The sequence below is a fragment of the Magnetospirillum molischianum DSM 120 genome (genome assembly GCF_000294655.1).
GTDB classification, from domain to species: Bacteria; Pseudomonadota; Alphaproteobacteria; order Rhodospirillales; family Magnetospirillaceae; genus Phaeospirillum; species Phaeospirillum molischianum.
On sequence record NZ_CAHP01000020.1, the window covers coordinates 53,775 to 79,130 of the forward strand.

General features: G+C 63.1%; 22 protein-coding genes. 10 read left to right on the forward strand and 12 right to left on the reverse strand.

Going from position 1 to position 25,356, the window contains the following annotated elements; all coding sequences use genetic code 11:
- Window positions 1-17 precede the first annotated feature (17 nt).
- From PHAMO_RS07760 to rpsF, 11 genes are all read right to left on the reverse strand, one after another.
- Window positions 18-1,502 carry an efflux transporter outer membrane subunit gene (locus PHAMO_RS07760; protein ID WP_002728106.1) on the reverse strand — a complete coding sequence of 495 codons (1,485 nt, stop codon included), beginning with the start codon at window positions 1,500-1,502 and terminating at the stop codon, window positions 18-20.
- Window position 1,503: 1 nt separating this feature from the next.
- Window positions 1,504-3,015, reverse strand: a complete 1,512-nt coding sequence (locus tag PHAMO_RS07765) for an MDR family MFS transporter (RefSeq protein ID WP_002728107.1) — start codon at window positions 3,013-3,015, stop codon at window positions 1,504-1,506.
- Complete coding sequence (locus PHAMO_RS07770; protein ID WP_002728108.1) at window positions 3,012-4,109, reverse strand: HlyD family secretion protein; 1,098 nt, start codon at window positions 4,107-4,109, stop codon at window positions 3,012-3,014. Before PHAMO_RS07770 ends, PHAMO_RS07765 begins: the two co-directional genes overlap by 4 nt.
- A 131-nt stretch (window positions 4,110-4,240) precedes the next feature.
- Window positions 4,241-5,161, reverse strand: coding sequence for a helix-turn-helix transcriptional regulator (locus PHAMO_RS07775; protein ID WP_002728110.1), 921 nt, complete (start codon window positions 5,159-5,161; stop codon window positions 4,241-4,243).
- Between the two features lie 770 nt (window positions 5,162-5,931).
- The gene (locus tag PHAMO_RS07780; RefSeq protein ID WP_002728114.1) at window positions 5,932-6,801 is read right to left on the reverse strand and encodes a universal stress protein; all 870 of its coding nucleotides are present in this window, start codon (window positions 6,799-6,801) and stop codon (window positions 5,932-5,934) included.
- Window positions 6,802-6,883: 82 nt separating this feature from the next.
- On the reverse strand, window positions 6,884-8,476 hold the full coding sequence (locus PHAMO_RS07785) for a bifunctional aminoglycoside phosphotransferase/ATP-binding protein (protein WP_235720813.1): 1,593 nt from the start codon (window positions 8,474-8,476) through the stop codon (window positions 6,884-6,886).
- The gene (gene dcd / locus PHAMO_RS07790) at window positions 8,418-8,972 is read right to left on the reverse strand and encodes a dCTP deaminase (protein WP_002728116.1); all 555 of its coding nucleotides are present in this window, start codon (window positions 8,970-8,972) and stop codon (window positions 8,418-8,420) included. Before dcd ends, PHAMO_RS07785 begins: the two co-directional genes overlap by 59 nt.
- Before the next feature lie 129 nt (window positions 8,973-9,101).
- Window positions 9,102-9,662 carry a 50S ribosomal protein L9 gene (rplI, locus tag PHAMO_RS07795; protein WP_002728117.1) on the reverse strand — a complete coding sequence of 187 codons (561 nt, stop codon included), beginning with the start codon at window positions 9,660-9,662 and terminating at the stop codon, window positions 9,102-9,104.
- Between the two features lies 1 nt (window position 9,663).
- The gene (locus PHAMO_RS07800) at window positions 9,664-10,623 is read right to left on the reverse strand and encodes a DUF2232 domain-containing protein (protein WP_002728118.1); all 960 of its coding nucleotides are present in this window, start codon (window positions 10,621-10,623) and stop codon (window positions 9,664-9,666) included.
- A 37-nt stretch (window positions 10,624-10,660) separates the two neighbouring features.
- Window positions 10,661-10,936 (reverse strand): 30S ribosomal protein S18, encoded by a 276-nt coding sequence (gene rpsR, locus PHAMO_RS07805; protein ID WP_002728119.1) that lies wholly within the window; start codon window positions 10,934-10,936, stop codon window positions 10,661-10,663.
- A complete protein-coding gene (gene rpsF / locus PHAMO_RS07810) occupies window positions 10,936-11,364 on the reverse strand; it encodes a 30S ribosomal protein S6 (protein WP_002728121.1) in 429 nt (142 codons plus the stop codon). Before rpsF ends, rpsR begins: the two co-directional genes overlap by 1 nt.
- Before the next feature lie 295 nt (window positions 11,365-11,659).
- Between rpsF and PHAMO_RS07815 the strand changes: the two genes are divergently transcribed.
- From PHAMO_RS07815 to PHAMO_RS07840, 6 genes are all read left to right on the forward strand, one after another.
- A complete protein-coding gene (locus tag PHAMO_RS07815; protein WP_002728123.1) occupies window positions 11,660-12,814 on the forward strand; it encodes an ABC transporter substrate-binding protein in 1,155 nt (384 codons plus the stop codon).
- Window positions 12,815-12,826: 12 nt separating this feature from the next.
- Window positions 12,827-13,702: a branched-chain amino acid ABC transporter permease gene (locus PHAMO_RS07820; protein WP_002728126.1), complete on the forward strand. Its 876-nt coding sequence runs from the start codon at window positions 12,827-12,829 to the stop codon at window positions 13,700-13,702.
- Window position 13,703: 1 nt separating this feature from the next.
- On the forward strand, window positions 13,704-14,651 hold the full coding sequence (locus PHAMO_RS07825) for a branched-chain amino acid ABC transporter permease (RefSeq protein WP_002728128.1): 948 nt from the start codon (window positions 13,704-13,706) through the stop codon (window positions 14,649-14,651).
- Window positions 14,648-15,409: an ABC transporter ATP-binding protein gene (locus PHAMO_RS07830; RefSeq protein WP_002728130.1), complete on the forward strand. Its 762-nt coding sequence runs from the start codon at window positions 14,648-14,650 to the stop codon at window positions 15,407-15,409. Before PHAMO_RS07825 ends, PHAMO_RS07830 begins: the two co-directional genes overlap by 4 nt.
- 9 nt (window positions 15,410-15,418) lie before the next feature.
- Window positions 15,419-16,123 carry an ABC transporter ATP-binding protein gene (locus PHAMO_RS07835; RefSeq protein ID WP_002728132.1) on the forward strand — a complete coding sequence of 235 codons (705 nt, stop codon included), beginning with the start codon at window positions 15,419-15,421 and terminating at the stop codon, window positions 16,121-16,123.
- 88 nt (window positions 16,124-16,211) lie between these two features.
- Window positions 16,212-18,827 carry a bacteriohemerythrin gene (locus PHAMO_RS07840; RefSeq protein ID WP_002728141.1) on the forward strand — a complete coding sequence of 872 codons (2,616 nt, stop codon included), beginning with the start codon at window positions 16,212-16,214 and terminating at the stop codon, window positions 18,825-18,827.
- 50 nt (window positions 18,828-18,877) lie between these two features.
- Here the strand turns inward: PHAMO_RS07840 and PHAMO_RS07845 are convergent, their stop codons facing one another.
- Window positions 18,878-19,468 carry a TetR/AcrR family transcriptional regulator gene (locus tag PHAMO_RS07845; RefSeq protein WP_002728144.1) on the reverse strand — a complete coding sequence of 197 codons (591 nt, stop codon included), beginning with the start codon at window positions 19,466-19,468 and terminating at the stop codon, window positions 18,878-18,880.
- 271 nt (window positions 19,469-19,739) lie between these two features.
- Here PHAMO_RS07845 and PHAMO_RS07850 point away from each other — a divergent pair, with 271 nt between their 5' ends.
- Genes PHAMO_RS07850 through PHAMO_RS07865 form a run of 4 tightly spaced genes read left to right on the forward strand, consistent with a single transcriptional unit; the run spans window position 19,740 to window position 25,355 of the window.
- On the forward strand, window positions 19,740-20,912 hold the full coding sequence (locus PHAMO_RS07850; protein ID WP_002728146.1) for an isovaleryl-CoA dehydrogenase: 1,173 nt from the start codon (window positions 19,740-19,742) through the stop codon (window positions 20,910-20,912).
- A 37-nt stretch (window positions 20,913-20,949) separates the two neighbouring features.
- Entirely contained in the window at window positions 20,950-22,554 is a 1,605-nt protein-coding gene (locus tag PHAMO_RS07855; protein WP_002728148.1) for a carboxyl transferase domain-containing protein, read from the forward strand.
- Window positions 22,555-22,561: 7 nt separating this feature from the next.
- Window positions 22,562-23,350, forward strand: a complete 789-nt coding sequence (locus tag PHAMO_RS07860; RefSeq protein WP_002728150.1) for an enoyl-CoA hydratase/isomerase family protein — start codon at window positions 22,562-22,564, stop codon at window positions 23,348-23,350.
- A 4-nt stretch (window positions 23,351-23,354) separates the two neighbouring features.
- Window positions 23,355-25,355 (forward strand): acetyl/propionyl/methylcrotonyl-CoA carboxylase subunit alpha, encoded by a 2,001-nt coding sequence (locus PHAMO_RS07865; RefSeq protein ID WP_002728152.1) that lies wholly within the window; start codon window positions 23,355-23,357, stop codon window positions 25,353-25,355.
- Window position 25,356 lies beyond the last annotated feature (1 nt).

The window sequence follows — 25,356 nt, forward strand, 5'->3', positions numbered from 1 at the left end:
CTCTCGCCGAAACGGTGCTAGTCTTTAACCGTATCGGTATTTTTCCTTCCTGGATGGTCGCTGTTTGGAGCGGGCTCTGTCCACCCCAGCCCAAGGGCTGTCTGCAAAGCGGCGTAATCGCGGGTCAGGTCAGCCTCGGCTTCGGATAGGGCGGCGGCAGCCGTCACCCGCTGGTCCTCGGCGTCGAGACGCTGGAGAGTGTTAGCGGTGCCCCCCTGTTCGCGCTGCCGGAGCAGGCTCACCGCGCGTTCGGCTGCCGCCAGGGTACGAGCCTGACCGGCTACCCGCTCGCGGCTGGCCTGGAAGAGAGCCAGGGCGTCTTCGGCATCGCGCAGGGCGGCTAGCACCACGCCGCGATAGCGGGCTTCGGTCTCGTCGCGCAGAGCTTCGGCCTGGGCCTGTTTGGCCTCAGCCCGGCCAAAATCGAATAGAGCCCATTCGATGCGCGGCAAGGCGAAGAGCATCGGATCGTCGAGTTGACCCAGGCTGGACAGGTCGGTGCCGCCGACGCCGAGGGTACCGAGCAGGGTGAGCTTGGGGAAGCGCGCGGCGGCTGCGATGCCGATCATGGCGGTATCGGCCGCCAGCGTCCGTTCGGCGGCGCGGATATCCGGCCGCCGCCGCAGCAACGTGGCCGGGTCTCCCACCGTCACCGTCGTCGGAGGTAGCGGCGGCGAGGTGGGCGAAGCCAGTTCGGTATCAAGTGCGCCTGGGGCTTCTCCTATCAGCACCGCCAGCGCGTCTAGCCGTGCTGCTATTTCCGCTTCCAACTGGGCGGCGCGAATGCGTGGTTCTTCGATCCGCATCCGCTGGCGCTCGATCTCCACCTCGCTGGCGATGCCCTGATTGTAGCGTTGCCGCAGCAGGTCGAACCCTTGGCGGCGAAGGGCCTCGCTCTCCCGCGCCAGGGCCAGCCGCCGCTGACGGTCGCGCAGGGCGACATAGGTCCGCGTCAGGTCGGCCGATAACGACAGCCGGGCATCGTCCAGGCTGGCCTCTGTCGCCTCGATCTGCGCGGTGGCGGCTTCGACGCCCCGGCGCTGACGGCCGAACAAATCGACCTCCCAATTGGCATTGAAGCCGAGGCTGTAATAATCGAAATCGCTCTTCCCGTCTTTGTCGCTGTCACCGTCGCGGATCGCGCCGAAATCGACCCCGGACGTATGACCATGCAGGTACAGCGCCTGGGTGCCAACCGTTGGGCGCAGGTCGGCGGTGCGGGCGGCTAGAACCGCCCGTGCCGCACGGGTCCGCGCCACTGTCGCGGCCAGATCGGGGTTGATGGCCAGCGCTCGCATCATCAGCGAGTCGAGCTGTGGGTCAGCCAACAGCTCCCACCAGCGCGTCAGTGGTGGTGGCGGCACCATCTCGGCCGGAGTGGCGCGGGCGAAGCCGGTGGCCGTGGTCAAAACGGGGGGCGGTCCGGCATAGTCCGGCCCGAGCAGACAGCCGGGCAGGCACAGTGCCAGAGCCAGCCAGACGAGGCGACGTGGATCAGTCATCTCAGTCCGCCGCGGAGCGCAGGGGACGCAGGAACAGCGCCAGCAGGGCCACGGCGGCGACGCCGCTGCCCAGCAGCCAGAACAGATCGTTGTAGGTCATCACCAATGCCTGTTTGTGGATTTGGCCGGCCAAAGAGAACAGACCTAAGACGGGATCGCCCTGTCCCCACTGATCGAGGGCGGCGGCGGTAGACTCGGCATTGGCCGACACCATTTCCTCGATGTGGCGGCTGTGTAGCCAGAAGCGCTGGTCCTGGAGGGTGGCGATACCGGCAAGGGCGACCGATCCCCCTATGTTGCGGGCGGCATTGAACAGGCCGGAAGCGTCGCCGGCCTGTTCGGGCGGGACCGAACTCATCGCCGCTTGATTAAGGAACAGGATCGCCAGCACCTGCCCGACTCCGCGCAGCAACTGCGACAGCGCAAAATCAGAGCCGACCGAATCGATCGTCATGGTGGTTTCCAGCCAGCAACTAACCGCCATCGTCAGCAGGCCGAACCCGACCGCCAGCCGGACGTCAAGCCTGCGCATCAGCAGCGGTGTCAGCGGCATCAGCACCAAGGAGGGCACCCCGCCCAGTAGCACGATCTGCCCTGCCTGTAGGGCGTTGTAATCGGCAATGGCCGCCAGAAACTGGGGGATCAGGTAGGAGGTTCCGTACAACACCATCCCGAGCAAGATGCCCATCATCACCACGCTGCCGAACTGACGATCGAGCAGCAGGTTCAGCCGGATTACCGGCCGGGCCGCCAGCTTCTGCCCGGCCAGTAGCAGCAGAAAGCCGAGGCCGGAGGCCAGGGCGAGGCGGAGGATAAGGGGCGAATCAAACCATTGCTCGCGCTGCCCCTCTTCCAGAACAACCGTCAGGCAGCCGAGGCCGAGGGTCATGCCGATGATGCCGAGCCAGTCGGCCTCGCGGATCAGGTTGGGATTGGCCCGTTCGTGCCGCAGCCCGGCTAGAAGTAGCGCGCCCAGAGCGAGGCCGATCGGCAGATTGATGAAGAAGGCGTGGCGCCAACTGGTCGCCTCGGTCAAGGCACCGCCGACCAGAGGCCCCAGCACCGGGCCGAGGATTGCGGTCATACCGAACAGGGCATTGCCCATCATCTGCTGGTGCCGCGGCAAGCGGGTGGCGATGATGGTCATTGCTGTGGGGATCATCGCTCCGCCGCTGAGACCCTGGCCGCTGCGGCCGAGGATCATCATTTCGAGCGAGGTGGATAAACCGCACAGGATCGAGAAGGCGGTGAACAGCCCCGCCACCAGCAGCAGGAAGGTGCGCAGCCCGAGCAGGCGGACCAGCCAGGCGCTGAGCGGGATGATGATGATCTCGGCGACCAGATAGGCGGTGCTGATCCAGGTGCCCTCGGTGGCGCTGGCACCGATCTCGCCCTGGATCGTCGGCAGGGCGGCGTTGACGATTGAGATATCGAGGGTGGCCATGAAGGCTCCCAACGTGCCGGCGATTACGGCCAGCCAGGCACCGGGCGCGGCCCGCTCCGGGGTGTTCATCGCACTCCGCCCGCCTGGGCCAGCCGGGTTAGTTCGTCGCGGGCCGATCGGGTATCGACCTCGGCCTCGACTGACAGTCCGGGCACCAGCAGGGCCTGCACCGAGGCTGCGGCCTCGATCGCTATCCGCACCGGGACCCGCTGGACGATCTTGGTGAAATTGCCGGTCGCGTTCTGGGGTGGCAGCAGCGAGAATTGTGCCCCGGTGCCGGGAGAAATGCTGGTCACCCGGCCGACGATCTCGACGTTGGGTAGAGCATCGACTTCGATCCGCACCGGCTGGCCGATCCGCATCAGGCCGACCTGGGTTTCCTTGAAGTTGGCCTCGACATACAACCGGCCGAGCGGCACCACCGCCATCATCCGCTGGCCGGTCTGGGCGTATTGGCCGGTGCGAACGGTGAGGTTGCCGATTCGGCCATCAGTGCTGGCGGTAATAAGGCTGGCCTCGACGTTGATTGTGGCCACACGCAGCCGTGCCTCGGCGGCGCGGGCCTGGGCCTCGGCCTGAGCGACACCGGCCTCCAGTGCGGTTACCCGTCGTTCGGCGCTGGCCAGCGCGGCGTGGTGGCCAGCCAACTCGGCGTTGGCCTGACGCGCCTCGGTGCGCAGTCGCGCTAGTTGCTGCCGGGTTTCCGCCCCGGAGGCGACCAGGGGTTCGTAGCGCACCGCCTCGGCCTCGGCAAAGCGGGCGCTTTCCTGGGCCGCGTCGAGCCGTGCTCGGGCCTGGGCGATTGCCGCCTGCTGCTCGCGGATCTGAGCCCGTGTGCTATCGGCCTGGGCGCGGGCCATCCCGATCTCGGCTTCGGCCTGGGCTGCCTGGGCGCGGTAGTCGCGGGCGTCGATCCGCACCAGCGGGTCACCGTACTGGACGTCCTGGTTGGCGCGGACCAGCACCTGCTCGACGATCCCGGCGACCTTAGAGGAGACCGTCACCGAATCTGCCTGAACATAAGCGTTATTGGTCGATTGGAAATAGCGACCGTGGGTCTGGTGGTAGATCTGGCCAGCGGCGATCAGCACGGCGACTCCGCCGACCAGGGCGAGGGCCACGACCTTTTTCTTGTGTGTGGGGGGCGTTCGAGGGTCGGCCATCGGGTCCATCCGGCGCGGGGAAAGCATCGGCGGCGATGATCGGGGATGCGCGCAGTCGGACTCCACCCGGATCGGGCCGGGGCCGACCCTGATCGGCTCAAAAACGGAAGAGGCGGACTCCGCCTGGATACTCAGGAGGAGCGTTTGAGGGCGGAGGGATTGATACCGAACTGCTTACGGAAAGCGGCTGCAAAGTGGCTGGCGTTGGTGTAGCCGAGTTCGGAGGCGATCCCCAGTACCGAGGATTCTCCCTGGCTCAGGCGGTGGTGGGCCTCGTACATCCGCTCGCGCTGGAACAGGCCGTAGATGCTGCTGTCGAACAGTTGGCGGAAGCCGCGTTTCAATCTTGGTGCACTCAGATGAACCTCGCGGGCGAGATCGGCGATCGTCGGCGGCTGGCTGAGGTCGGCGAGCAGGCGGTCGCGAGCCCGCACCAGCTTACGCCGTTCTGCTGGCGGGATCACGGCGGCGGGAGGGGTGTGGGTTTCCAGCGCCAGCCCGACCAGGGTCAGGCTCTGGCCCAGCAGCCAGAGCGGCGGGCGTCGTTCCGCCCCATCAACCAGTCCAGCCGCTGCCGCCGTCAGTTCGGCCGCCGCCCGCCCGGCGGCGACGCAGCGGCCGGAACCGAGCGCGCGCTGGAGCGAGGTATCAATGCCGTCGCACCACGGCTCGAACAGATCGGGGCGGATCATCACCGTCACGCTTTCAACCTGATCCTGTTGGCTGAACCGACCCCGGCAGCCGGGATTGAAGCTGATGCAACTGCCGCCCGCCTCAACTAGATGCTCGCGCCCGCCGCCATCCTCGAACCGCAGCCACGACCGGCCACGTAGGGTGAAAGTAAAATGAATTCGCTCGCTATCGTCGCGGATAGTCATGTCGAGCGGTCGGCTAAACCGTCCCCGCCATATCAGCAGTTCGATCCCGTCCTGTAGACGGCGTGTGATCAGGTCGCAGGCCGAGGCCGAATCGAGCCGCAGTACTGAAACATCGCGCAACAGAGCCGAGGCGGGGATCTCTGGCTGGATCGGGCCGGGTGGCAGAAATGACATGGCCTCTCTCCTTCGCCATGCGGTGCGGGCGCCAAAAGATAGTGACAATCATTCTCACTAATATCCCGCTTTCACGCCCGCGTCCAGGTCCGCAACTGGCGGCGATGGCGTTCGTTCGCCTGACCTTCAAAAGGCTGCGTCATAAGTTTTTTCGAGTTGGCGGGCTGGCCGAACGGGCGGTGTTACGCGGCGAGTTGGTCGGAATTTTCGACATGGCGACGGAATTTCGGAGGCACCGAAGGCCAGATGTTATAACGAAAGGGCTTGCGAGCCAACGCAACCACCATTTCAATATAAATCAAGGCGTTAGCTCCATGGCTAACGCCTTTTTGGCGTCCACAGCCTGCCGCAGGTAACACATAGGTGACACACGAAAGCGTATGTGATGCGGGAGAGCCTCTCGCCGCACGCGCTTGACCCCCGTCCCGACATTGCTGCCAAGGGGTGCCCGATTTTCGAATTTCGAGCGGGACGGAACCCCATGGCCGGCAAGACCTCTCTTTCTCCTGAAACCCTGATTGCCCTGGGTACAGACGTGCTTGCCCGGTTGATCCTGGAAGAGGCGGAGGGGGGGATAACCCGCCTTCCCGCAAGCGGGTCAAGGCAGCCCTCCAAACGATCCGTGTCGATCTTGCCGCGCTTAATCCCGCCGCTTCCGTGGGTCTGGCATTTCGGCGTGCATGACACGGAACGACCTCGATCCAGAGGTTGAGAATGGGCTTTGTTGTGACGCTGGGGGGCGGCCGTTATGGCCGCCCTTTCTTTTTCGCTCAGTGGCACATCAAGCAGTGGATCGGCGCGCGGTCGATGACGTGGCGGGTCACGCCGCCCAAGATCAACTGGCGCAGGCGAGAGTGGGTATAGGCCCCCATCACCAGGAGATCAGCTCCACTGGTCGTGGCTTGGCGCAATAGCTCCGCGGCGGCTTGCGATGTCGGTGCCTGTGACACCAAAGTCGAAGCCGTGATGCCGTTCCAAGCCAGATAGGCCGCCAGCTCGCCAGCCGGAGCGGCCACACTACCATAGGCATGTTCAGTGACCGTTAGGATGGTCACCGTTTCGGCCTCGCGCAGGAACGGCATGGCCCAAGCGACGGCGCTGCTGGCTTCGGCGCTGCCGTTCCAGGCGATGGCGACCGAACGGCCGAACGGGACCGGTGGCCGGGCCGGACATAACAACAGCGGACGCCCGGCCGTCAGGAGAGCGGCGTTCAGCGTTGTCATCGCCGGAATTTCCTCGTCTCCGGCGGGATGGCCGCAGACAATCAGGTCGGAGAGCCGACCCCGGCGGACCACTTCGTCCTCCTCGCGTCCAGTCAGATCGATCCATTCCGCCGACAGGCCCGGAACTGGAGCCTGAGCCAATGGCGCGTCGAAACGGGTGCGTGCCGCTTCAAAGGATTGACGAGCGATCTCTGCCCGCTTGGCAGCTTGGGCTTCGGCCATTGAAATCATCTCATCGACCATCGCGGCCGACAATCCTTCGCCGATCAGCGGCACCGCCAGTGCCGGGTCGGTGCGGACGTGGAGGGCGGTGACATGGCTGCTAAAGCGCCGCCCCAAGGTGAGTGCGGCGTCGAGAACGCCCACAGTCGTACCGGCATCGCCGACGGGAACCAGAATGGTTCGGAACGCAGACATCGTTACCTCCCCCATAGTCTTGTCCAGTCATTATGCGCTGGTGTGGCCCCGATGCAAATTCACCATTGCCGCAGGAGAGGTATTACAAACCGAGGAGGATGCGGGCAGCAGCCAGGGTGGCGGGCTTGTCCTGACCGCTGTCGATCCTGGCCCAGGCAATCGGGCCGGTCGAATAGGTAAGCTGGCGCGACAGTACTTCGGGCGTCGCGTCGGAGACATCGGGGCGCCGCTGCACGATTCGCGCGGCGGCGATCTCCGGGGCAACCTCCAGCCAGAACCCGGTGAAGGGCAGGGCGACCGTGGTGGCGATGGCCTCAATCGTGGCCCGCTGTTCTGGCTTTGCAAAGACCGCGTCGGCGATCACCGGCACACCGGCAGCCAGGAGGTGGGCGCAGGTCTCCACCATTGTTCGATAGGTGCGGTCGGTGACGGCTTCGTTATAGCTTTCCGGTCCCAGCCGACAATCGGGCGCGACCCCCAGAAGCTGTTTACGCACGGCGTCGCTGCGCACCACCACCGCGCCCGGCACACCGAGAAGCGGGGCCAGGTCGCGGCCCAGCCGGGATTTTCCGCTCCCCGATAATCCCCCCACCGCGACGAGGCGCGGCGGGGGGGGCACCAGATAGGCGCGGGCGGCGGCGAGATAGGCCTTCGCCTCGGCTCCCTGGCGCTCCCGCACCGGCGTGTCAGTCGTCGCTGCGGCGGACGTGGCGAGAACCATGGCGCGGATCGCGGCTCGCAGGGACAGGAACAAGGGCAGGGCCGCAGTCCCGTCATAGTCTCCAGTCCGGTCGAGATAGCGATTCATCACCCGGCAGGCCAACGCCCGCTGGCCGCGATGGTTGAGGTCCATCAGCAGGAACGCGAGGTCATAGAACAGGTCGATGCAGGATAAATTTTCCGAGAACTCGATCGCGTCGAACAGGGTCGGGCGACCTTCGACCAGACAGATATTGCCAAGATGAAGATCGCCGTGACAGGCGCGAACCAGCCCGGCTTCGCGGCGTCTCTCCAACAGCGGTGACAATCGGTCGAGCGCAGACCGCGTTGCAGCGTCGAGCGCCTTGATCTCGGCTTCGTCCAGGATCGCCGGGACGCAGGCACGCAGCGCTTCGGAATTGCTGTCGATCACCCTGGCGATCTCGGCGCGCCCGCCTTTGTCCCGCCGGATTGGGGCGTTGGCATGACAGGCGGCCACCGCATCGGTCAATCCGTCGATCAGATCGGTATTGAGGCCGCCGGACTCGATCATCCGGTCGAACAGGGTCGCCTGATCAAAGCGGTGCATTGCCACAACCCACTCTTCCGCTGGACCGGCTCCATCGAAGGCCAGCGTCCCGTCTGCTTCGCGGGTAATCGCCACAACCCGCAGATAGAGATCTGGAGCGGTGCGGCGGTTGATGGTCAGTTCGGCTTCACAGGCATCCCGTCGTGCCGTCAGGGTGGTGAAATCGAGAAAAGACAGACGCACCGCTTTCTTCAATTTGAAAACGCGGTCGCCAGCCAGGAATAAGGTAGAAATGTGGGTGTCGATCCGCTCGACCGGAACCCCGCCGTGGTTCGCCGGATTAGCCAGAAAGTCGATCACCGGGCATTGCGACGGGGCATCCATCGGGCTACAGCCGGGGGAGGGTGACGCCCCTTTGACCTTGGTATTTGCCCGAACGGTCGCCATACGAGGTTTCGCAGGTCGAGTGACCCTTCAGAAAAATAAACTGACAGGCGCCTTCGTTGGCGTAGATCCGCGCCGGAAGCGGAGTGGTGTTGGAGAATTCGAGGGTCACATGCCCTTCCCACTCGGGTTCGAGCGGGGTGACATTGACGATGATTCCGCAGCGGGCATAGGTCGATTTGCCCAGGCAGATCACCAGGACGTCGCGGGGGATACGGAAATATTCGACGGTGCGGGCCAGCGCGAAGCTGTTCGGCGGAATGACGCAGACGTCGGTGTCGCGATCGACGAAGCTGGCTGACGAAAAATCCTTGGGATCGACGATGGCCGAATCGACGTTGGTGAAAATCTTGAACTCGCGGCTGACTCGGGCGTCATAGCCGTAAGAGGACAAGCCATACGATATCACGCCGTCGCGCTGTAGCTTCTCGGTGAAGGGTTCGATCATGCGGGCGCTATGGGCCTGCTCTCGAATCCAACTGTCGGGCATCACGGACATGACAGGCGTTTCCTATCTTTCGAAGTACGGCAGAGCGATAGCGTTCGCCCGCTCAAACGGCAAGAGGGCGGCCGAACCCGATCAGGTCCGGCCGCCTTCATTCCTCCGGGCGGGTATCCGCCCCAGAGATCAGCCGGCGATCTCGTCTTCCTCGACGGTCTCGTCGAGGATCTCTTCCTCGATCTCTTCTTCGGCCTCAAGCTCTTCGATCTCGGCACCGGCAGCGGCGGCACGCTCGGCTTCTTCCTGCGAGCGGGCGACGTTGATGGTGACAATCACGGAGACTTCCGGATGCAGCGACACACGGACGGCATAGCGGCCGAGGGTCTTGATCGGGTTGTCGAGATTGACCTGACGGCGCTCGATGGTGTAGCCGGCAGCCTTGATCGCGTCGGCGACGTCCTTGCCGCTGACCGAACCATAAAGCTGACCGCTTTCACCGGCCTGACGGACCATCAGGACGCTGAGGCCGGTCATCTTATCGGCGACGGCCTGGGCCTCTTCACGGCGCTTGAGGTTCAGAGCCTCAAGCTGGACGCGCTGCTTTTCGAAGTAGACCAGATTGGCCTTGGAGGCGCGCAAAGCCTTCTTCTGCGGCAGCAGAAAATTGCGGGCAAAGCCGGGCTTGACGTTGACCACGTCGCCCATCTGGCCCAGCTTCTCGATGCGTTCGAGCAGGATGACTTCCATGTTATTTCTCCTTTCCGCCGCCGCTGTCGCCGGTCGGGCGGAATCGCGTCACGAACCTCACCAGTCCCAGGCCGGCCACGAGCAGCAAAGCCCATGCCGAGACCAGGAACAGAACCCCATACACCGCCACGAGGAGCATCCTCGCATTGGGTCGGCCGGCAGCCCAGCCATGCACCACCGCCAGCCCGGACAGGGCGAACGGAATTAGTGCCACCACCGCAATGCTGCGGCCGAGATAGCCAAGGTCGCCCTCGACCATCGTTCCGACCGCAACCGCAAACGCCAGAACCACCCCAAGCCACGTCGGGAGGTCCATGTCACGGCTATAGGCCGGGCTCGGCCTGCGGTTGTGTCCCGACCGGGCCAGCAGCGCCTGGGCCAAGCTGGCGTTGACAATGGTCATCACCAGCCATGACCCGCCGACCAGGGCGGGAAAGAACGGCACCCACCATCCGGCGACCAGCTCGCGCTGGGTGGCATCGAGCGTCGGCGTCAGCAGGTCGAGGGTCCGGCCAACTGTGGCCGAGACCCACTCCTGAAGTCCGCCGGACTGGACATCGGTTCCCCCTTGTCCCGAGGCCAAGGCAGCCCCGATCAGGATAAGAACCATCGCCATGCCGGTCAGCCAGCCCAGAACCAGTCCAGGCGGATACCATTCGACCGCGCCGGAGGGCGTGGTCCGCCACAGCAGAGCCTGCCGGGCCACGATGACCGCCGGTATCGCCACCGCCAGACCGAAGGGGAAGAAAGACACCCCCCCGGACGTTGCGGCGACGGAGGCTGTCGCCACCGCTCCCGCCAGACCGGCTGTTGCCGGCCCCCGCGCCAGTCCCGCGATCATTAGCGGAAGTGGCGCAAGGTAGGTCAGCAGCACGCCGATGGACAGACCTTCGGAGAGGGAGACGAACATCAGTGCTGACAGCAAACCCGCCGCCAACGCGATTCCAACCGCCCCGCTCACAGCGATCTGGCCAACCCCGGATGCATCCTCGTCAGCCTCACTTCACCACGTAGGGCAGCAGGCCAAGGAAGCGGGCGCGCTTGATGGCCTGGGCCAGCTCACGCTGCTTCTTCGCCGACACGGCGGTGATGCGGGACGGCACGATCTTGCCGCGTTCGGAGATGAAGCGCTGGAGAAGCTTCACGTCCTTGTAATCGATCTTCGGCGCGCCCTCGCCCGAGAACGGGCAGGTCTTGCGGCGGCGGAAGAACGGACGGCGCGGCTGGCTGCCGGCGGCGGGACGCGGGCGTTCCTGGGTCTTGTCTTCGGACATCACTCGCCTCCTTCGATCCGGCGGGGTTCACGGTCGTCGCGACGCGGACGGTCGCTGCGCGAGCGATCTTCGCCGTCGCCCCGACGCGGGCGGTCATCGCGGCTGTTCTTGGACTGCATCATCGCCGACGGGCCTTCCTCCAGCTCCTCGACGCGGATGGTCAGGGTGCGGAGAACGTCTTCGTTGATCGACATCTGCCGTTCCATCTCTTTGACGGCGGCAGACGGAGCGTCGATGTTCAGAAGGACGTAATGGCCCTTACGGTTCTTCTTGACCCGATAGGTGATGTTGCGCAGACCCCAGAATTCCTTCTTGGAGACGGTGCCGCCACCCTGGACAATGATGTTGGAGAGTTCTTCGGTCAGGGTTTCCACCTGCGGGGCGGAAATGTCCTGGCGCGCGATGAACACGCTTTCGTACAAAGGCATGAAAAACCCCTTTTGGCTTTTCTCTTCTCATTCGCCCCCAATGGGCAAACGAGCATAGCCGGCTCCCCGATTGGGGGTCGGCAAGGGTTAGAAGCGGGCGAATATACACGACCTTCCTCGTGATGCAAGATCGGATTGCCCAGGCCCCGGTGGGGATGTCCGAGGTCTGGGCGTCTGGTGGGGGCCGTCGCGGACAATTTCGTGGTGGAAGGCGTTGCCCTTTGCCCATTTCCCCCGCTAGATAACCGCAAAGCGGGGCATTCCCGCATGAGCAGTGCGGCAAAAGGGGGCGGGGATGGGTGGTTTCGTGCGGTGGAGGGCGGTGATTCTGGGTGTTGCTTGGGCTTGTGCCGGTATCGGTGGGGCCATTGCATCCGAGCCGATCCGGATCGGCTCGTTTTTGTCGGTGACCGGCCCGGCCTCGTTTCTGGGCGAACCCGAGAAGAAGACTCTCGAACTCTATGTCGAGCGGGCCAACCGCGAGGGTGGCGTGCTGGGGCGTCGAATCGAACTGATCATTTATGACGATGGCGGTGCGGGTGAGAAGGCCGCGACCTTCGCCAAGCGTCTGGCCGACAGCGACAAGGTTGACGTGCTGATCGGCGGCACCACCACCGGCACCACGATGGCGGCGGTGCCGATGGCCGAACGGGCCAAGGTGCCGCTGATCTCGCTGGCCGCCGGAATTCCGATTATCGATCCTGTCAAGCCGTGGGTGTTTAAGGTGCCCCATACCGATCGGATGGCGGCGGAAAAAGTCATCCTCGACATGAAGAAACGAGGAATTACCCGGATCGCGCTGATTTCGGAAGATGCCGGATTCGGCAAGTCCGGCCACGATCAGTCGGTTGCGGTGGCTCGCGAAAACGGCATCGAGATCGTTGCCGATGAGGTCTATTCCGCCAAGGATCCCGACGTTACCGCCCAACTGACTAAAATCAAGAACACCCAGGGCGTTCAGGCGGTGTTCAATTTCGGTTCGGGCCAGGGACCAGCGATCGTCACCCGCAATTTCCGCCAGTTGGGGATGAGTGTTCCGCTTTATCAGTCGCATGGCGTCGCGTCGAAAGAGTATATCCGTCTCGCCGGAGATGCGGCAGAGGGGGTGCGCCTGCCCGCGGCCGGTCTGGTCGTTGCCGCCCAACTTCCCGCCACCGATCCACAAAAGCCGGTGGTTACCGCTTTTAAGGCCGAGTACGAACGGGCGTTCAAGTCCGATGTCTCGACCTTTGCCGGTCACCCCTACGATGCCTTGCAGATCGTTCTTGCCGCGATCAACCGCGCTGGCGGCACCGATAAGGCAAAGCTGCGCGAAGAGATCGAAAAGACCTCGGGCTATATCGGCACTGCCGGGACAGTCACGATGTCGCCGACCGACCACATGGGTCTCTCTCCCTCGGCGTTCCACATGGTAGAAATCCGCAAGGGCGACTGGGTGTTGCTCGACTGAGCCGGGGTTAGAATGTTCGCCGAATTCCTGCAATACCTGTTCTCGGGGCTGACCTCCGGGGCGATCTACGCCCTGGCCGGGCTGGGCTTCGCCATCATTTATAACGCCAGCAATGTCATCAATTTCGCTCAGGGCGAGTTCATCATGATCGGCGGCATGACCGCCGCGTCTTTGGTCGCGGCGGGGACGCCGCTCTGGCTGGCGGTGGCTCTGGCCCTGGTGGTGGCGATGCTGGTGGGGATCGCGCTGGAGCGGCTGGCGATCGAGCCTGCCCGTGATTCCGATGTGGTGACGATTGTCATCATCACCATCGGCGCGTCGATCTTTCTGCGCGGCGCGGCTCAGGTGATCTGGGATAAGGAGTTCCATTCCCTCCCTGCCTTTTCCGGCGAGACTCCGATTGCCCTGAGCGGCGCGACCCTGATGCCGCAAAGCCTGTGGGTGATCGGCTCATCGGCGCTGGCGATTGCCGCGCTGTGGTGGTTTTTCAATCGGACCCTGTTCGGCAAGGCAATGCTGGCGACCTCGCATAACCGTCTGGCGGCGCAGTTGGTCGGCATTGGAGTCAAGCGGGTGCTGCTCGCCAGTTTTGCTCTGTCGGCGCTGCTGGGGGCGGTGGCCGGGGTGGTGGTCACGCCGATCACCTTCACCAGCTACGAGTCCGGGATCATGTTGGGACTGAAAGGCTTCAGCGCCGCCGTGCTGGGGGGGCTGGGCAGCGGGCTGGGCGCCATCGTCGGCGGCCTGATCGTCGGTCTGGTCGAGGCGCTGGCCTCGGGCTACCTGTCCTCTGCTTACAAGGATGCGATCGCCTTCATCATCATCCTGTTCGTCCTTTTCTTCATGCCAAGCGGCCTGTTCGGCCGACGCGGCACCGATCGAGTCTGATATGACCCTGTTTCGTCCCCGCACTGGCGGGATTCTCGTTCTCGCCGCGATCATCGCCCTTGTGCCGCTCGGTCTTGGCAACGGTTATTTCTACGATGTCGCCGTCAATGCGATGTTCAGCGCCATTGTCTGTATCGGCCTTAATCTGCTGATCGGCTATGGCGGCCAGATCAGCCTGGGCCATGCCGGATTCTTTGCCCTGGGAGCCTATGGCTCGGCGATTCTGACCGGCCGCTATGAGGTGCCCCCGCTGGCGGCGCTGGTTCTGTCGGCGGGCGCGGTCGCACTCATCGCTTTTGTGCTGGGACGGCCGATTCTGCGGCTCAAAGGCCATTATCTGGCGATGGCGACGCTGGGGATTGGCATCATCATCCATATCGTTCTGAAGACGGAATCGGGCCTGACCGGCGGACCCGACGGTCTGGCGCTGGGGGATTTCACCCTGTTCGGTCTTTCCGTTTCGGGCGAGCGGGATTGGTATTGGATGGCGGGTGGCGTTTTGTTGCTGGCGGTGTGGCTGTCGCTGAATCTGATTGATTCCCCGCTGGGGCGGGCATTGCGGGCGGTGCACGGATCGGAGGCGGGGGCCGAGGCGGCAGGGGTCGATTCCTCGGGCACCAAGGTCCGGGTTTTTGTGATCTCGGCGGTCTTCGCTTCGGTGGCGGGCAGTTTGTTCGCTCACAAAAACGGCTTCATCACTCCGGATATCGGCAGCTTCTTCCATTCGGCCGAACTGGTGACGATGGTGGTGCTGGGGGGTATGGCCTCGACTTTCGGCGCGTTGGTGGGGGCGGTGATCCTGACCTTGTTGCCCCAGGTTCTGGCCAGCTTCGAGCAGTACGAGGCGATGATCCTGGGCGCGATCATGATGGGGACGATGATCTTTATGCCCAAGGGATTGCTCCCCAGTCTGGCTGGACTGATCCGCCGGTGGAGGGGTGAGCGATGAGCTTGTTGCGAATCGAAAACCTGTCGAAGGAATTCGGCGGCGTTCATGCCATCGAGGATCTCAGCTTCACCGTCGATCCCGGCACCATCCATTCGATTATCGGCCCCAACGGCGCGGGCAAGACCACCTTGTTCAATCTGATGACCGGGGTCTATGCCCCCAGCGCCGGTCGGGTGCTGTTCCAGGGCAAGCCGGTTACCGGCCGCAAGCCGTTCGAACTAGCGGCGATGGGGATGAGCCGCACGTTCCAGAATCTCCAAATTTTCTTCAATATGACTGTGCTTGAGAACGTGATGGTCGGCCACCACCTCCATCTCGACTGTCGGTTGATCCCCTCGCTGCTGACCCTGCCGGGTTTGCGCCGCCGCGACCGCGAGGCCCGCGATACGTGTGCGGCCTTGCTGGAGTTCGTCGGCCTGTCCCGCTATCTCGATGCCGACGCGGCCCAGATGCCCTATGGCGCGCTGAAACGGCTGGAAATCGCCCGCGCCCTCGCGGCCGGGCCGCGTCTGTTGCTGCTGGACGAACCGGCGGCGGGACTGAACGCCACCGAAAGCCGCGAAATCGACGACGTAATCAAACGGATTGCCGCCTCGGGCGTTACCGTGGTGCTGGTCGAACACGACATGAAGATGGTGATGGGCATTTCGGACCATATCCTTGCTCTAGATTATGGTCGCAAGCTGGCCGAGGGAACGCCCGCCGAGGTCCGGGCCAATCCCGAGGTGATCGCCGCCTATCTTGGCGTCCAGGCATAGGAGAGGGACATGCTGCTCGAACTCTCCGGCCTGACCAGCCATTACGGTCGTATTCAGGCATTGAAGGGCATCGATATCGATATCGCCGAGGGTGAACTGGTCGCGTTGGTCGGTGCCAATGGCGCGGGCAAGACGACTTTGCTGCGTTGCCTGTCCGGGGTGCAACCCGTCAGCGGCGGCACGATTCGGTTCGATGGACAGGACATTACCCGCGCCCAGCCCGAGATCCGGGTCGGGCTGGGAATCAGCCAGTCGCCCGAGGGCCGTCAGGTGTTCGGGCCAATGTCGGTCGAGGATAATCTGCGCCTGGGAGCCTATCGCCGCCACGGCCCGGATGTCGCCGCCGATCTGGAACGGATGTACGATTTGTTCCCGATCCTGCGCCGCAAACGGCGCGAGGCGGCTGGAACTTTGTCGGGTGGGCAGCAGCAGATGCTGGCGATTGCCCGTGCCCTGATGTCGGCACCCCGGCTTTTGCTGCTCGACGAGCCGAGTATGGGGCTGGCCCCGCTGCTGGTGGCGGAAATCTTCGACATTATCCAGAGCCTGAAAGCTGCGGGAACGACGATTTTCCTGGTCGAACAAAATGCTCAGGCCGCTCTGAAGGTTGCCGATCGCGGCTATGTGCTGGAGACGGGAACGGTGGTTCTCGCCGATCGGGGCGAGCGTCTCCTTGCCGACGAACGGGTTCGCGAGGCGTATCTAGGGCTGTAGACGATTCTGACCTTCTCCCTCTCTCACGGAGAGAGGCCCTCGGCAATCCTCCGTGATATATAGAAAGGTATGATGGGGGGAGGATGGGATGCCGTTGTTGCGGAAGGTCGAAGTCACCACCGGAGTCTGGTTGGTCGAAGTGCCAAAGGCCGGTCTCTGCGTGCTGTGCGGGTGTCCGGCTGATGTCGTCAAACATCTGATGAAGCGTGGTCTGATCGTCTCAACCGAGATGAACGGCGTTCCTTTTGAAACCGGCCCCAACGCGATCTTATTGTCCGACGCGATGGTGCAGAACGGCAGCTTTTCCAATCTGGCTGAGTTCCCGGTGTTGCAGATGCTGTATCGCCAGGGAATGATCCTGCCTGACCATCCCGGTAATACCGGGGTCAAGCCGTTGCTGGTGGGCAGCGCCGATCAGGTTCAGGCGCAGATGCAGTACATCTATCGCGGCAATTACGGGTTGGTTACCGAGGACGAGATCGTCGAGACCGGCATTGATCCGGTCACGGCTCACGCCATGATGCGGATGAAGTTGAAATTCGCTTTCGGCCAGATCCGGCACCCTACGGATCTGCTCGATACCCTGGTCGTCGATACCGATCCGGTCGAGATCAGGAACGGCGTTATCATTCGCCGCATCCTGTTCAACGTCTTTCAATTTAGCTTCGAGGGCGAGACGGCGGTAGTCGATCTCAATCTCCCGCCGTTCGAGACCTACGACCCGCCCTATCCGCTGGGATATTACCAGCTTCGGCGCGAATATTTTGCCGTTATCCATTCTGGAGAGGGAGACGGCTGGGACATAAACCGTCCCAGCATGGCTTCGATTCTGATGTTCCAGGGACGGATTTTTCTGGTCGATGCCGGTCCTAATATCTTGTATTCGCTGAATGCTCTGGGGATTGGCGTCAACGAGATCGAAGGGATTTTCCACACCCATTCCCACGACGATCATTTCGCCGGACTGACCACGCTGATTCGATCTGACCACAAGCTGAAATACTACGCGACACCGCTGGTGCGGGCCGCCGTGGTGAAGAAGGTCGCGGCGCTGTTGTGCATTGAGGAAGAGGCGTTCGGCGATTATTTCGACGTCCACCCGTTGGTCGAGGGCGAGTGGAACTTCATCGACGGGCTTGAGGTGATGCCTGTGTTTTCGCCTCATCCGGTGGAGACCACCATCCTGCATTTCCGCACGATGTGGGAGAGTGGTTACCGGACCTACTCCCATCTTGCCGACATTTGCCGTCTGGACGTTCTGCGCGGCTTCATCACCGACGATCCCGCTCTTCCTGGAATCGATCAGGATCTGTACGACCGGATCGCCGCCGAGTACCGTCGGCCCGCCGACGTCAAGAAGATCGATGTCGGCGGCGGGATGATCCATGGCGATGCCTATGATTTCCGCGACGATTGTTCGGGCAAGATCATTCTGGCCCACACCTCGCACCGGAATACCCGCGCCCAGAAGGCGATCGGCTCGACCGCGTCGTTCGGTACCGTCGATGTGCTGATCCCGTCGAACTACGATTTTATCTGGCCGTTCGCCTATGAAGCGCTGGCATCCTACTTCCCCGGTATCCCGTGTCACCAGATCCGAGGCGTGCTGAACAACCGGGTGATGACGTTCAATCCGGGGACAATTCTGATCAAGGAATACACGATCAGCGATTACATCTATCTTGTGCTGTCGGGCAGCGTCGAGATGATCCCCATCGAGCAGGAGACCCGTAACGTACTATCCGCCGGGGCGCTGATCGGCGAAATGTCGGGCCTGTTCGGGGTGTCGGTATCCGAGACCTATCGCGCGACCAGCTTCGTTCAGGCCCTGGCGATTCCCGTCTCGCTTTATTGCGAGTTCGTTCGTCGTAACGACGTTTTCCCTGATCTGTCGCGGGTCCAGGAATATCGTGAGTTTCTGTTGCGGACATCGCTGTTCGGCGAAGTGGTATCGTCGCGCTCGCTCAATCGTATCGCTCAGGCAATGACCAAAATCACGGTGGGAGGCGGTTTGCCGATCGATCCTGGTCCCGGCATGGTTGGGATGATCAAGGACGGTAGTGCAGGGCGTTATCTGGGCGATCACCGGTTCGAAACGCTTCGGATCGGCGATTATTTCGGAGAAGAAGCGGCGGTATTCGCCACGCCCTGCCTCTTTAAGGTCCGCGCGATCGATCCGTGCGAGGTCTATCTGGTTCCGGCCGAGGCTTTACGGGATATTCCTGCGGTGCGGTGGAAGCTGTTCGAGTCCACCACCAAGCGAACGCGGGCGATGTTGGAGATGGGCGAACATGCTCGGGTGCTGATCCGGTGGAACGATGCGTATTCGGTTGGTGTGCAGCGGATAGACAGTCATCACCGGCGGCTGTTCGAGATCAGCAATTCCGTGCTCGATCAGATGGATCGCGGCAGTCCTGCCGCTGAAGTGACCGATTCGCTCGGTCTGTTGCTCGACTACGCCCGCTTTCATTTCGCCGAGGAAGAGGCGCTGATGATCCTTTATAAATACGCCGACATGGGGTCCCATCGCGCTCGTCACAACCGTCTGCTCGAACGATTGTCAGAGATCCACGCCGCTGCCGCAGTCGGCGATGGCTATAGAAAAGACGAGGTGTTGACCTTTCTTCAAGACTGGATCGTCACCCATACCTTGTCCGACGACCGCCACGCGGGGGCGTTCCTCAATTCCAAAGGGGTGTACTGATGCCGGTCATCAGTGTCCGTATTTAGATCGAAGAACGGTCAGGTCTATAATTACGCCTCTCCGGGAAGGGAGGCCGCGCGGGGAGTCTTGTCTCCCACCGCGTCCAGAACCATGCCGGTATAAAGCGTCGCGACGTCCTCGGCGCTCAATCGTCCCTTGGGGCGGAACCAGGTACAAACCCCGGTCAGCATCGCCAGGATGCCATAGGCCGCGACCTGAGGGTCGGCGACGCTGAAGCGGCCCTGAGCCAAGCCGTCTTTAAGGATCGCGATCAGCCGTTCCTCGTAGGCACGCCGCATTGCGACGATGACTTCGTAATTCTCGGGATCGAGGCTGCGCAGTTCTGAGTAGCAGATGAAGACTTCGCGCTTGCGGGCGATATGATAGCGGACATGAAACGCGACGAAGGTTTGTAATTTCTGGTGCGGGTCTCCAGCCGGAATGAGAGCCTTATCAAGGCTCTCCAACAGATTCTCCATGTGCTTTCTCAGCAGGCCGAACAGCAGATCCTGTTTGGTGCTGATGTGGTTATAGAGCGATCCGACCTGAATGCCGACTTCAGTCGCGAGATGACGCAGGCTCATCGCCTCGTAGCCCTTCTCGTAAATCAACTGCAATCCAGCCTTGCCAATCGCCTCCATGGTTTTTGGACCGTGTGATCCTGCCGTTCGCGCCATTGTTTTTCTGCCCGCTTTGATGTCCGTACGCCGCGGCAAGGTAAGGGGCCATCGGGAACGATTCCAACCCTTTCGCCGGGGAAAGGGCCGTCCTATCGGATAGGTCGTTACGATTCGATAGTGCTGCAAGTAAGCCTTGCGCGGCAATTAAAAAAACGTATGATCGTTTTTAACAAGGGTGCGGCCCGGTCGAACGGGGAAGACGCCCGACACAAAACAGAGCAGGGAGGCTTTCATGGCGTTGGACCGTTCCGCCGTTTTCGATTTCGGCCTGGGATCGGAAATCGACATGTTGCGCGACAGCGTGCAGGCGTTTGCGGCGGAACGGATCGCGCCGCGTGCCGCCGAGATCGACCGCAGCGATGAGTTCCCCCGCGATTTGTGGCCCGAAATGGGGGCTTTGGGGCTGCACGGCGTTACCGTTGCCGAGGAGTATGGCGGTTCGCAGATGGGCTATCTGGCTCATTGCGTCGCGATGGAAGAGGTCAGCCGCGCTTCGGCCTCGGTTGGGCTGTCTTACGGTGCGCATTCCAATCTGTGCGTCAACCAGATCCATCGCTGGGGCACGACGGAGCAGAAGCAGACCTATCTGCCCCGACTGGTGTCGGGCGAACATGTCGGTGCTCTGGCAATGAGCGAGGTCGGGGCTGGGTCGGATGTCGTCTCGATGCGCCTGCGCGCCGAACGGCGCGGCGACCGTTACGTCCTTAACGGCAGCAAGATGTGGATCACCAACGGCCATTACGCCGATACGCTGGTGGTCTATGCCAAGACCGATCCCGCCGCCGGGCCGCGCGGCATCACCGCTTTTCTGATCGAGAAGGGGTTCAAGGGCTTTTGCCCGGCGCAGAAGCTGGACAAGTTGGGGATGCGCGGCTCGCCGACCTCGGAATTGCTGTTCGAGGAATGCGAGGTTCCAGCCGAAAACATCCTCGGAACCCTCAATGAGGGGGTCAAGGTGCTGATGAGCGGGCTGGATTACGAGCGAGCGGTGCTGGCCGCCGGACCGCTTGGGATCATGCAGGCGGCGTTGGATCTGGTGATGCCCTATGTCCACGACCGCCAGCAATTTGGCCAGCCGATCGGCGAGTTCCAGCTTATTCAGGCCAAGATCGCCGATATGTACACCGAGATGAACGCCTCGCGGGCCTATGTCTATGCCGTGGCGCGGGCTTGCGACAAGGGGCAGACCACCCGCCAGGACGCAGCCGGGGCGATCCTCTACGCCGCCGAACGGGCGACCCGCTGTGCGCTGGAAACGATCCAGATCCTGGGGGGCAACGGCTACATCAACGAATTTCCCGCCGGGCGGCTGTTGCGCGACGCCAAATTGTACGAGATCGGCGCGGGAACCAGCGAAATCCGCCGGATGTTGATCGGCCGCGAACTGTTCAAGCAAACCGCTTAGAGCCAAGCGACACGCCCCAGGACGAAGGACCAGAACCATGATTCTTCACTCTTCCCTGTCGCGGCAGGACTCGATCTTTCAGAGCAATGCCGCTGCCATGCGGGCGCTGGTCGAGGATTTGCGGGCCAAGGTCGCCGAGGTCAAGATGGGCGGCGGCCCCCGTGCCCGCGACCGCCATCTGGCGCGCGGAAAGATGCTGCCGCGCGACCGCGTGCGCGGGCTTCTCGATCCCGGAACGCCCTATCTGGAACTGTCGCAACTGGCGGCTCACGGGGTTTACGAGGAGCAGATCGCCTCGGCCGGGCTGCTGACCGGGATCGGCCGGGTTGCCGGGCGGGAATGCGTCATCATCGCCAATGACGCCACGGTCAAGGGCGGCACCTATTACCCCCTGACGGTGAAGAAACATCTTCGCGCTCAGGAGATCGCCCGTGAAAACCGTCTGCCTTGCCTCTATCTGGTCGATTCGGGCGGGGCGAATCTGCCCAATCAGGATGATGTTTTTCCTGACCGCGAGCATTTCGGACGAATCTTCTACAATCAGGCTTTGATGTCGGCCGAGGGTATTCCGCAGATCGCGGTGGTGATGGGAAGTTGTACCGCCGGGGGAGCCTATGTTCCGGCGATGAGCGACGAATCGATCATCGTTCGCAACCAGGGAACAATCTTCCTGGGTGGCCCGCCGCTGGTGAAGGCCGCGACCGGCGAGGTGGTTTCGGCCGAGGATCTGGGCGGAGCCGATGTGCATTCCCGTATCTCGGGGGTCACCGACCATTACGCTCACGACGATGCCCACGCGCTGGCCATTGCCCGGCGGGTGGTCGGGACGTTGAACCGTCCCAAGCGGCCGGGGGTTGAGCTGCGCCGCCCCGCCGACCCTCTGTATCCCGCCGACGATTTGCACGGAATCATCCCTACCGACCCGCGCAAACCGTTCGACGTGCGCGAGGTGATCGCCCGTCTGGTCGATGGCAGCGCGTTCGACGAATTCAAGAAGCTGTATGGCACCACCCTGGTCTGCGGCTTCGCTCATATCTTCGGCTATCCGGTCGGGATCGTCGCCAATAACGGCATCTTGTTTTCCGAATCGGCGCTGAAAGGGGCTCATTTCGTTGAATTGTGCGCCCAGCGCGGCATTCCGCTGGTGTTCTTGCAAAACATCACTGGTTTCATGATCGGTCGCAAATACGAAGCCGGCGGTATCGCCAAAGACGGGGCCAAGATGGTTGCGGCCGTTTCCTGCGCCCGCGTGCCCAAGCTGACGGTGGTGATCGGCGGCAGTTTCGGCGCGGGCAATTACGGGATGTGCGGCCGTGCCTTCTCACCGCGCTTCCTGTGGATGTGGCCCAACGCCCGCATTTCGGTGATGGGGGGCGAGCAGGCCGCCAACGTGCTGTCGCAGGTTCGCCGTGACAGCCTGGAGGTTCAGGGCAAAAGCTGGAGCGCGGAGGAAGAAGCGGCCTTCAAGGCCCCGATCCGCGCCCAGTACGAAACCCAGGGCCATCCGTATTATGCCTCGGCCCGTTTGTGGGACGACGGCATCATCGATCCCGCCAATACCCGGATGGTGCTGGGGCTGGGCCTGTCGGCCGCGCTCAATGCTCCGATTGAGCGCACCACCTTCGGCATCTTCAGAATGTGAGGCGACGATGACCGACCAATCGATTCGCGTTACGCGGCGGGGCGACGGGGTGGCGTTCGTCACCCTTGCCCGCGCCCAGGTTCACAACGCCTTCAACGAAGGGATGATCGCCGACCTGACGGCCGCACTGTCCGTGTTGGGTGAAGACCAGACGGTGCGCGCCGTGGTGCTGGCCGCCGATGGTACCAGCTTTTCGGCGGGGGCCGATCTGGACTGGATGCGGCGGACGGCAACCTATGCTCCGGCCCAGAATCTTGCCGATGCCGAGCGGCTGGCCGAACTGATGCGGGTTCTGAATAGTTTGCCAAAGCCAACGATTGCCCGTGTCCAGGGTGCAGCCTTTGGAGGCGGTGTTGGGCTGGTGGCCTGTTGCGACATCGCCATCGCCGCCGAAAGCGCTGTCTTCTGCCTGTCCGAAGTCCGGTTGGGCCTGATTCCGGCGGTGATCTCGCCTTATGTGGTTGCCGCAATCGGAGCGCGGGCGGCGCGGCGCTGGTTTCTGACCGCCGAACGCTTCGTTGCCGCCGAAGCGCTGCGTCTCGGCCTACTCCATCGCATCGTCGCCGCTGACGACCTTGATATCGCGGTGGATGAGATGTTGGCCAGCTTGCTGGTCGGGGCACCGCAGGCTCAGGCCGCCGCCAAGGATCTGATTTTCGCCGTCGCCGACCGTCCTTTGACCGGGGCGCTGATCGCCGACACGACCCGTCGTATTGCCGAGCAGCGTGCCGGGGTGGAAGGACGCGAAGGTGTCGCCGCCTTTTTGGAAAAACGCCCGCCGGTTTGGGGAGGCTGATCCCATGTTTTCGAAAATCCTGATCGCCAATCGCGGCGAAATCGCCTGCCGGGTGATTCGCACCGCCCAGCGGATGGGAATCGCCACTGTCGCGGTTCATTCCGACGCCGATGCCGGATCGGCTCATGTCGCGCTGGCCGACGAAGCTTGGGCCATCGGCCCGGCCCCCAGCCGGGAGTCCTACCTGCGTGCCGACACGCTGATTGACGTGGCGCGGCGCAGCGGGGCCGAGGCGATTCATCCGGGATACGGCTTTTTGTCCGAAAACGCCGATTTCGCCGAGGCATGCGCCGCCGCAGGGCTGATCTTTATCGGCCCCCCCGTCGCCGCGATCCGGGCAATGGGCGGCAAAAGCGAAGCCAAGGCGTTGATGGAGCGAGCCGGGGTGCCGTTGGTTCCCGGCTATCACGGCATGGATCAGGACGCGGCGGTATTGGCCGCTGCCGCCGATAAAATCGGCTATCCGGTGTTGATCAAGGCGTCGGCGGGCGGAGGCGGTAAGGGAATGCGGGTGGTCGAGACGCCCGACGCCTTCGCCGCCGACCTTGCCGCGGCGAAGCGTGAGGCTGCCGGGTCGTTCGGCGACGACCGGGTGCTGATCGAGAAATATCTGGCCCGGCCGCGCCATGTCGAGATCCAGGTCTTCGCCGATGGCTTTGATAATGCAGTATCTTTGTTCGAACGCGATTGTTCGATTCAGCGTCGTCATCAGAAAGTGGTTGAAGAAGCGCCCGCGCCGGGGATGGCCCCCGATCTGCGCCGCCGAATGGGCGATGCCGCCATTGCCGCCGCTCGGGCGATCGGCTATCGCGGTGCGGGTACCGTCGAGTTTCTGCTGGAACCGGACGGAAGCTTTTATTTCATGGAGATGAACACCCGTCTTCAAGTCGAACATCCGGTGACCGAGTTCATCACCGGACTCGATCTGGTCGAGTGGCAGTTGCGGGTGGCGGCGGGGCAAGCCCTGCCGCTCGGGCAGGACGATCTGGCGATCCGGGGGCATGCCATCGAGGTCAGGCTGTATGCCGAAGATCCCGATGCCGGGTTCATGCCCGCCACGGGTCGCCTCGATCATCTTCGCTTTCCAGTGACGGGTCCGCATCTGCGCGTCGATAGCGGGGTGCGTCAGGGTGACCGCATATCGGTCCATTACGATCCGATGATTGCCAAACTGATCGTCTGGGACGAGGACCGCGCCGGAGCCGTCCGCCGTCTGCGCTCTGCCCTGGCCGCGACCGAAGTCGCGGGTCTGACGACCAACATTGCCTTCCTGGCTTCGATTGCCGCGCACCCGGCCTTTGCCGAAGCCGATCTCGACACGGGCTTCATCGAACGTCACCGCGCTCAACTGCTGCCGTCCGTGCGGCCGGTGTCCGACGACGTGTTGGCGCTGGTGTGCCTGGGGCTATTGTTGGAACGCCGGGCAGTGGCCGGGCGCGAGGCGGCGGCGTCCAGCGATCCTCACAGCCCATGGGCGTTATGCGATGGCTGGAGACTGAATGACGACGCTCATGACAACCTGCATCTGCGCCATGGCGAGACCGACATCTCGGTGCCGCTGATCTATCGGCCATGGGGCTATGAACTGATGCTGCCCGGTGGCCCGGTCGAGGCTCGGGGCAGCCTGACCGCCGACGGCCGTCTGTCGGCTGAAATCGGGCCGGTGCGCCGCCATGCCGGATATGTCCGTCGCGGTGCGGAATTATCCCTGTTCCTGGATGGCGGGGCGCATCGGCTTGTCGTGGTCGATCCTTTGCCGTCGGACGAACCCGAGGAACCGGAAACCGGGGTGGTCGCGCCGATGCCCGGAACTGTCGTCGCGGTTCTGGTCGAGGCGGGAGCCAAGGTGGTTCAGGGGCAGCCCTTGGTGGTGATGGAGGCGATGAAGATGGAGCACACCCTGAAAGCTCCCGCCAACGGAACCGTTTCTGACCTTCATTTCGCTGTCGGCGCGCTGGTTGACGAGGGGGATTCCCTGGTCGCGTTTGAGGCGGAGGTGGCTTGAG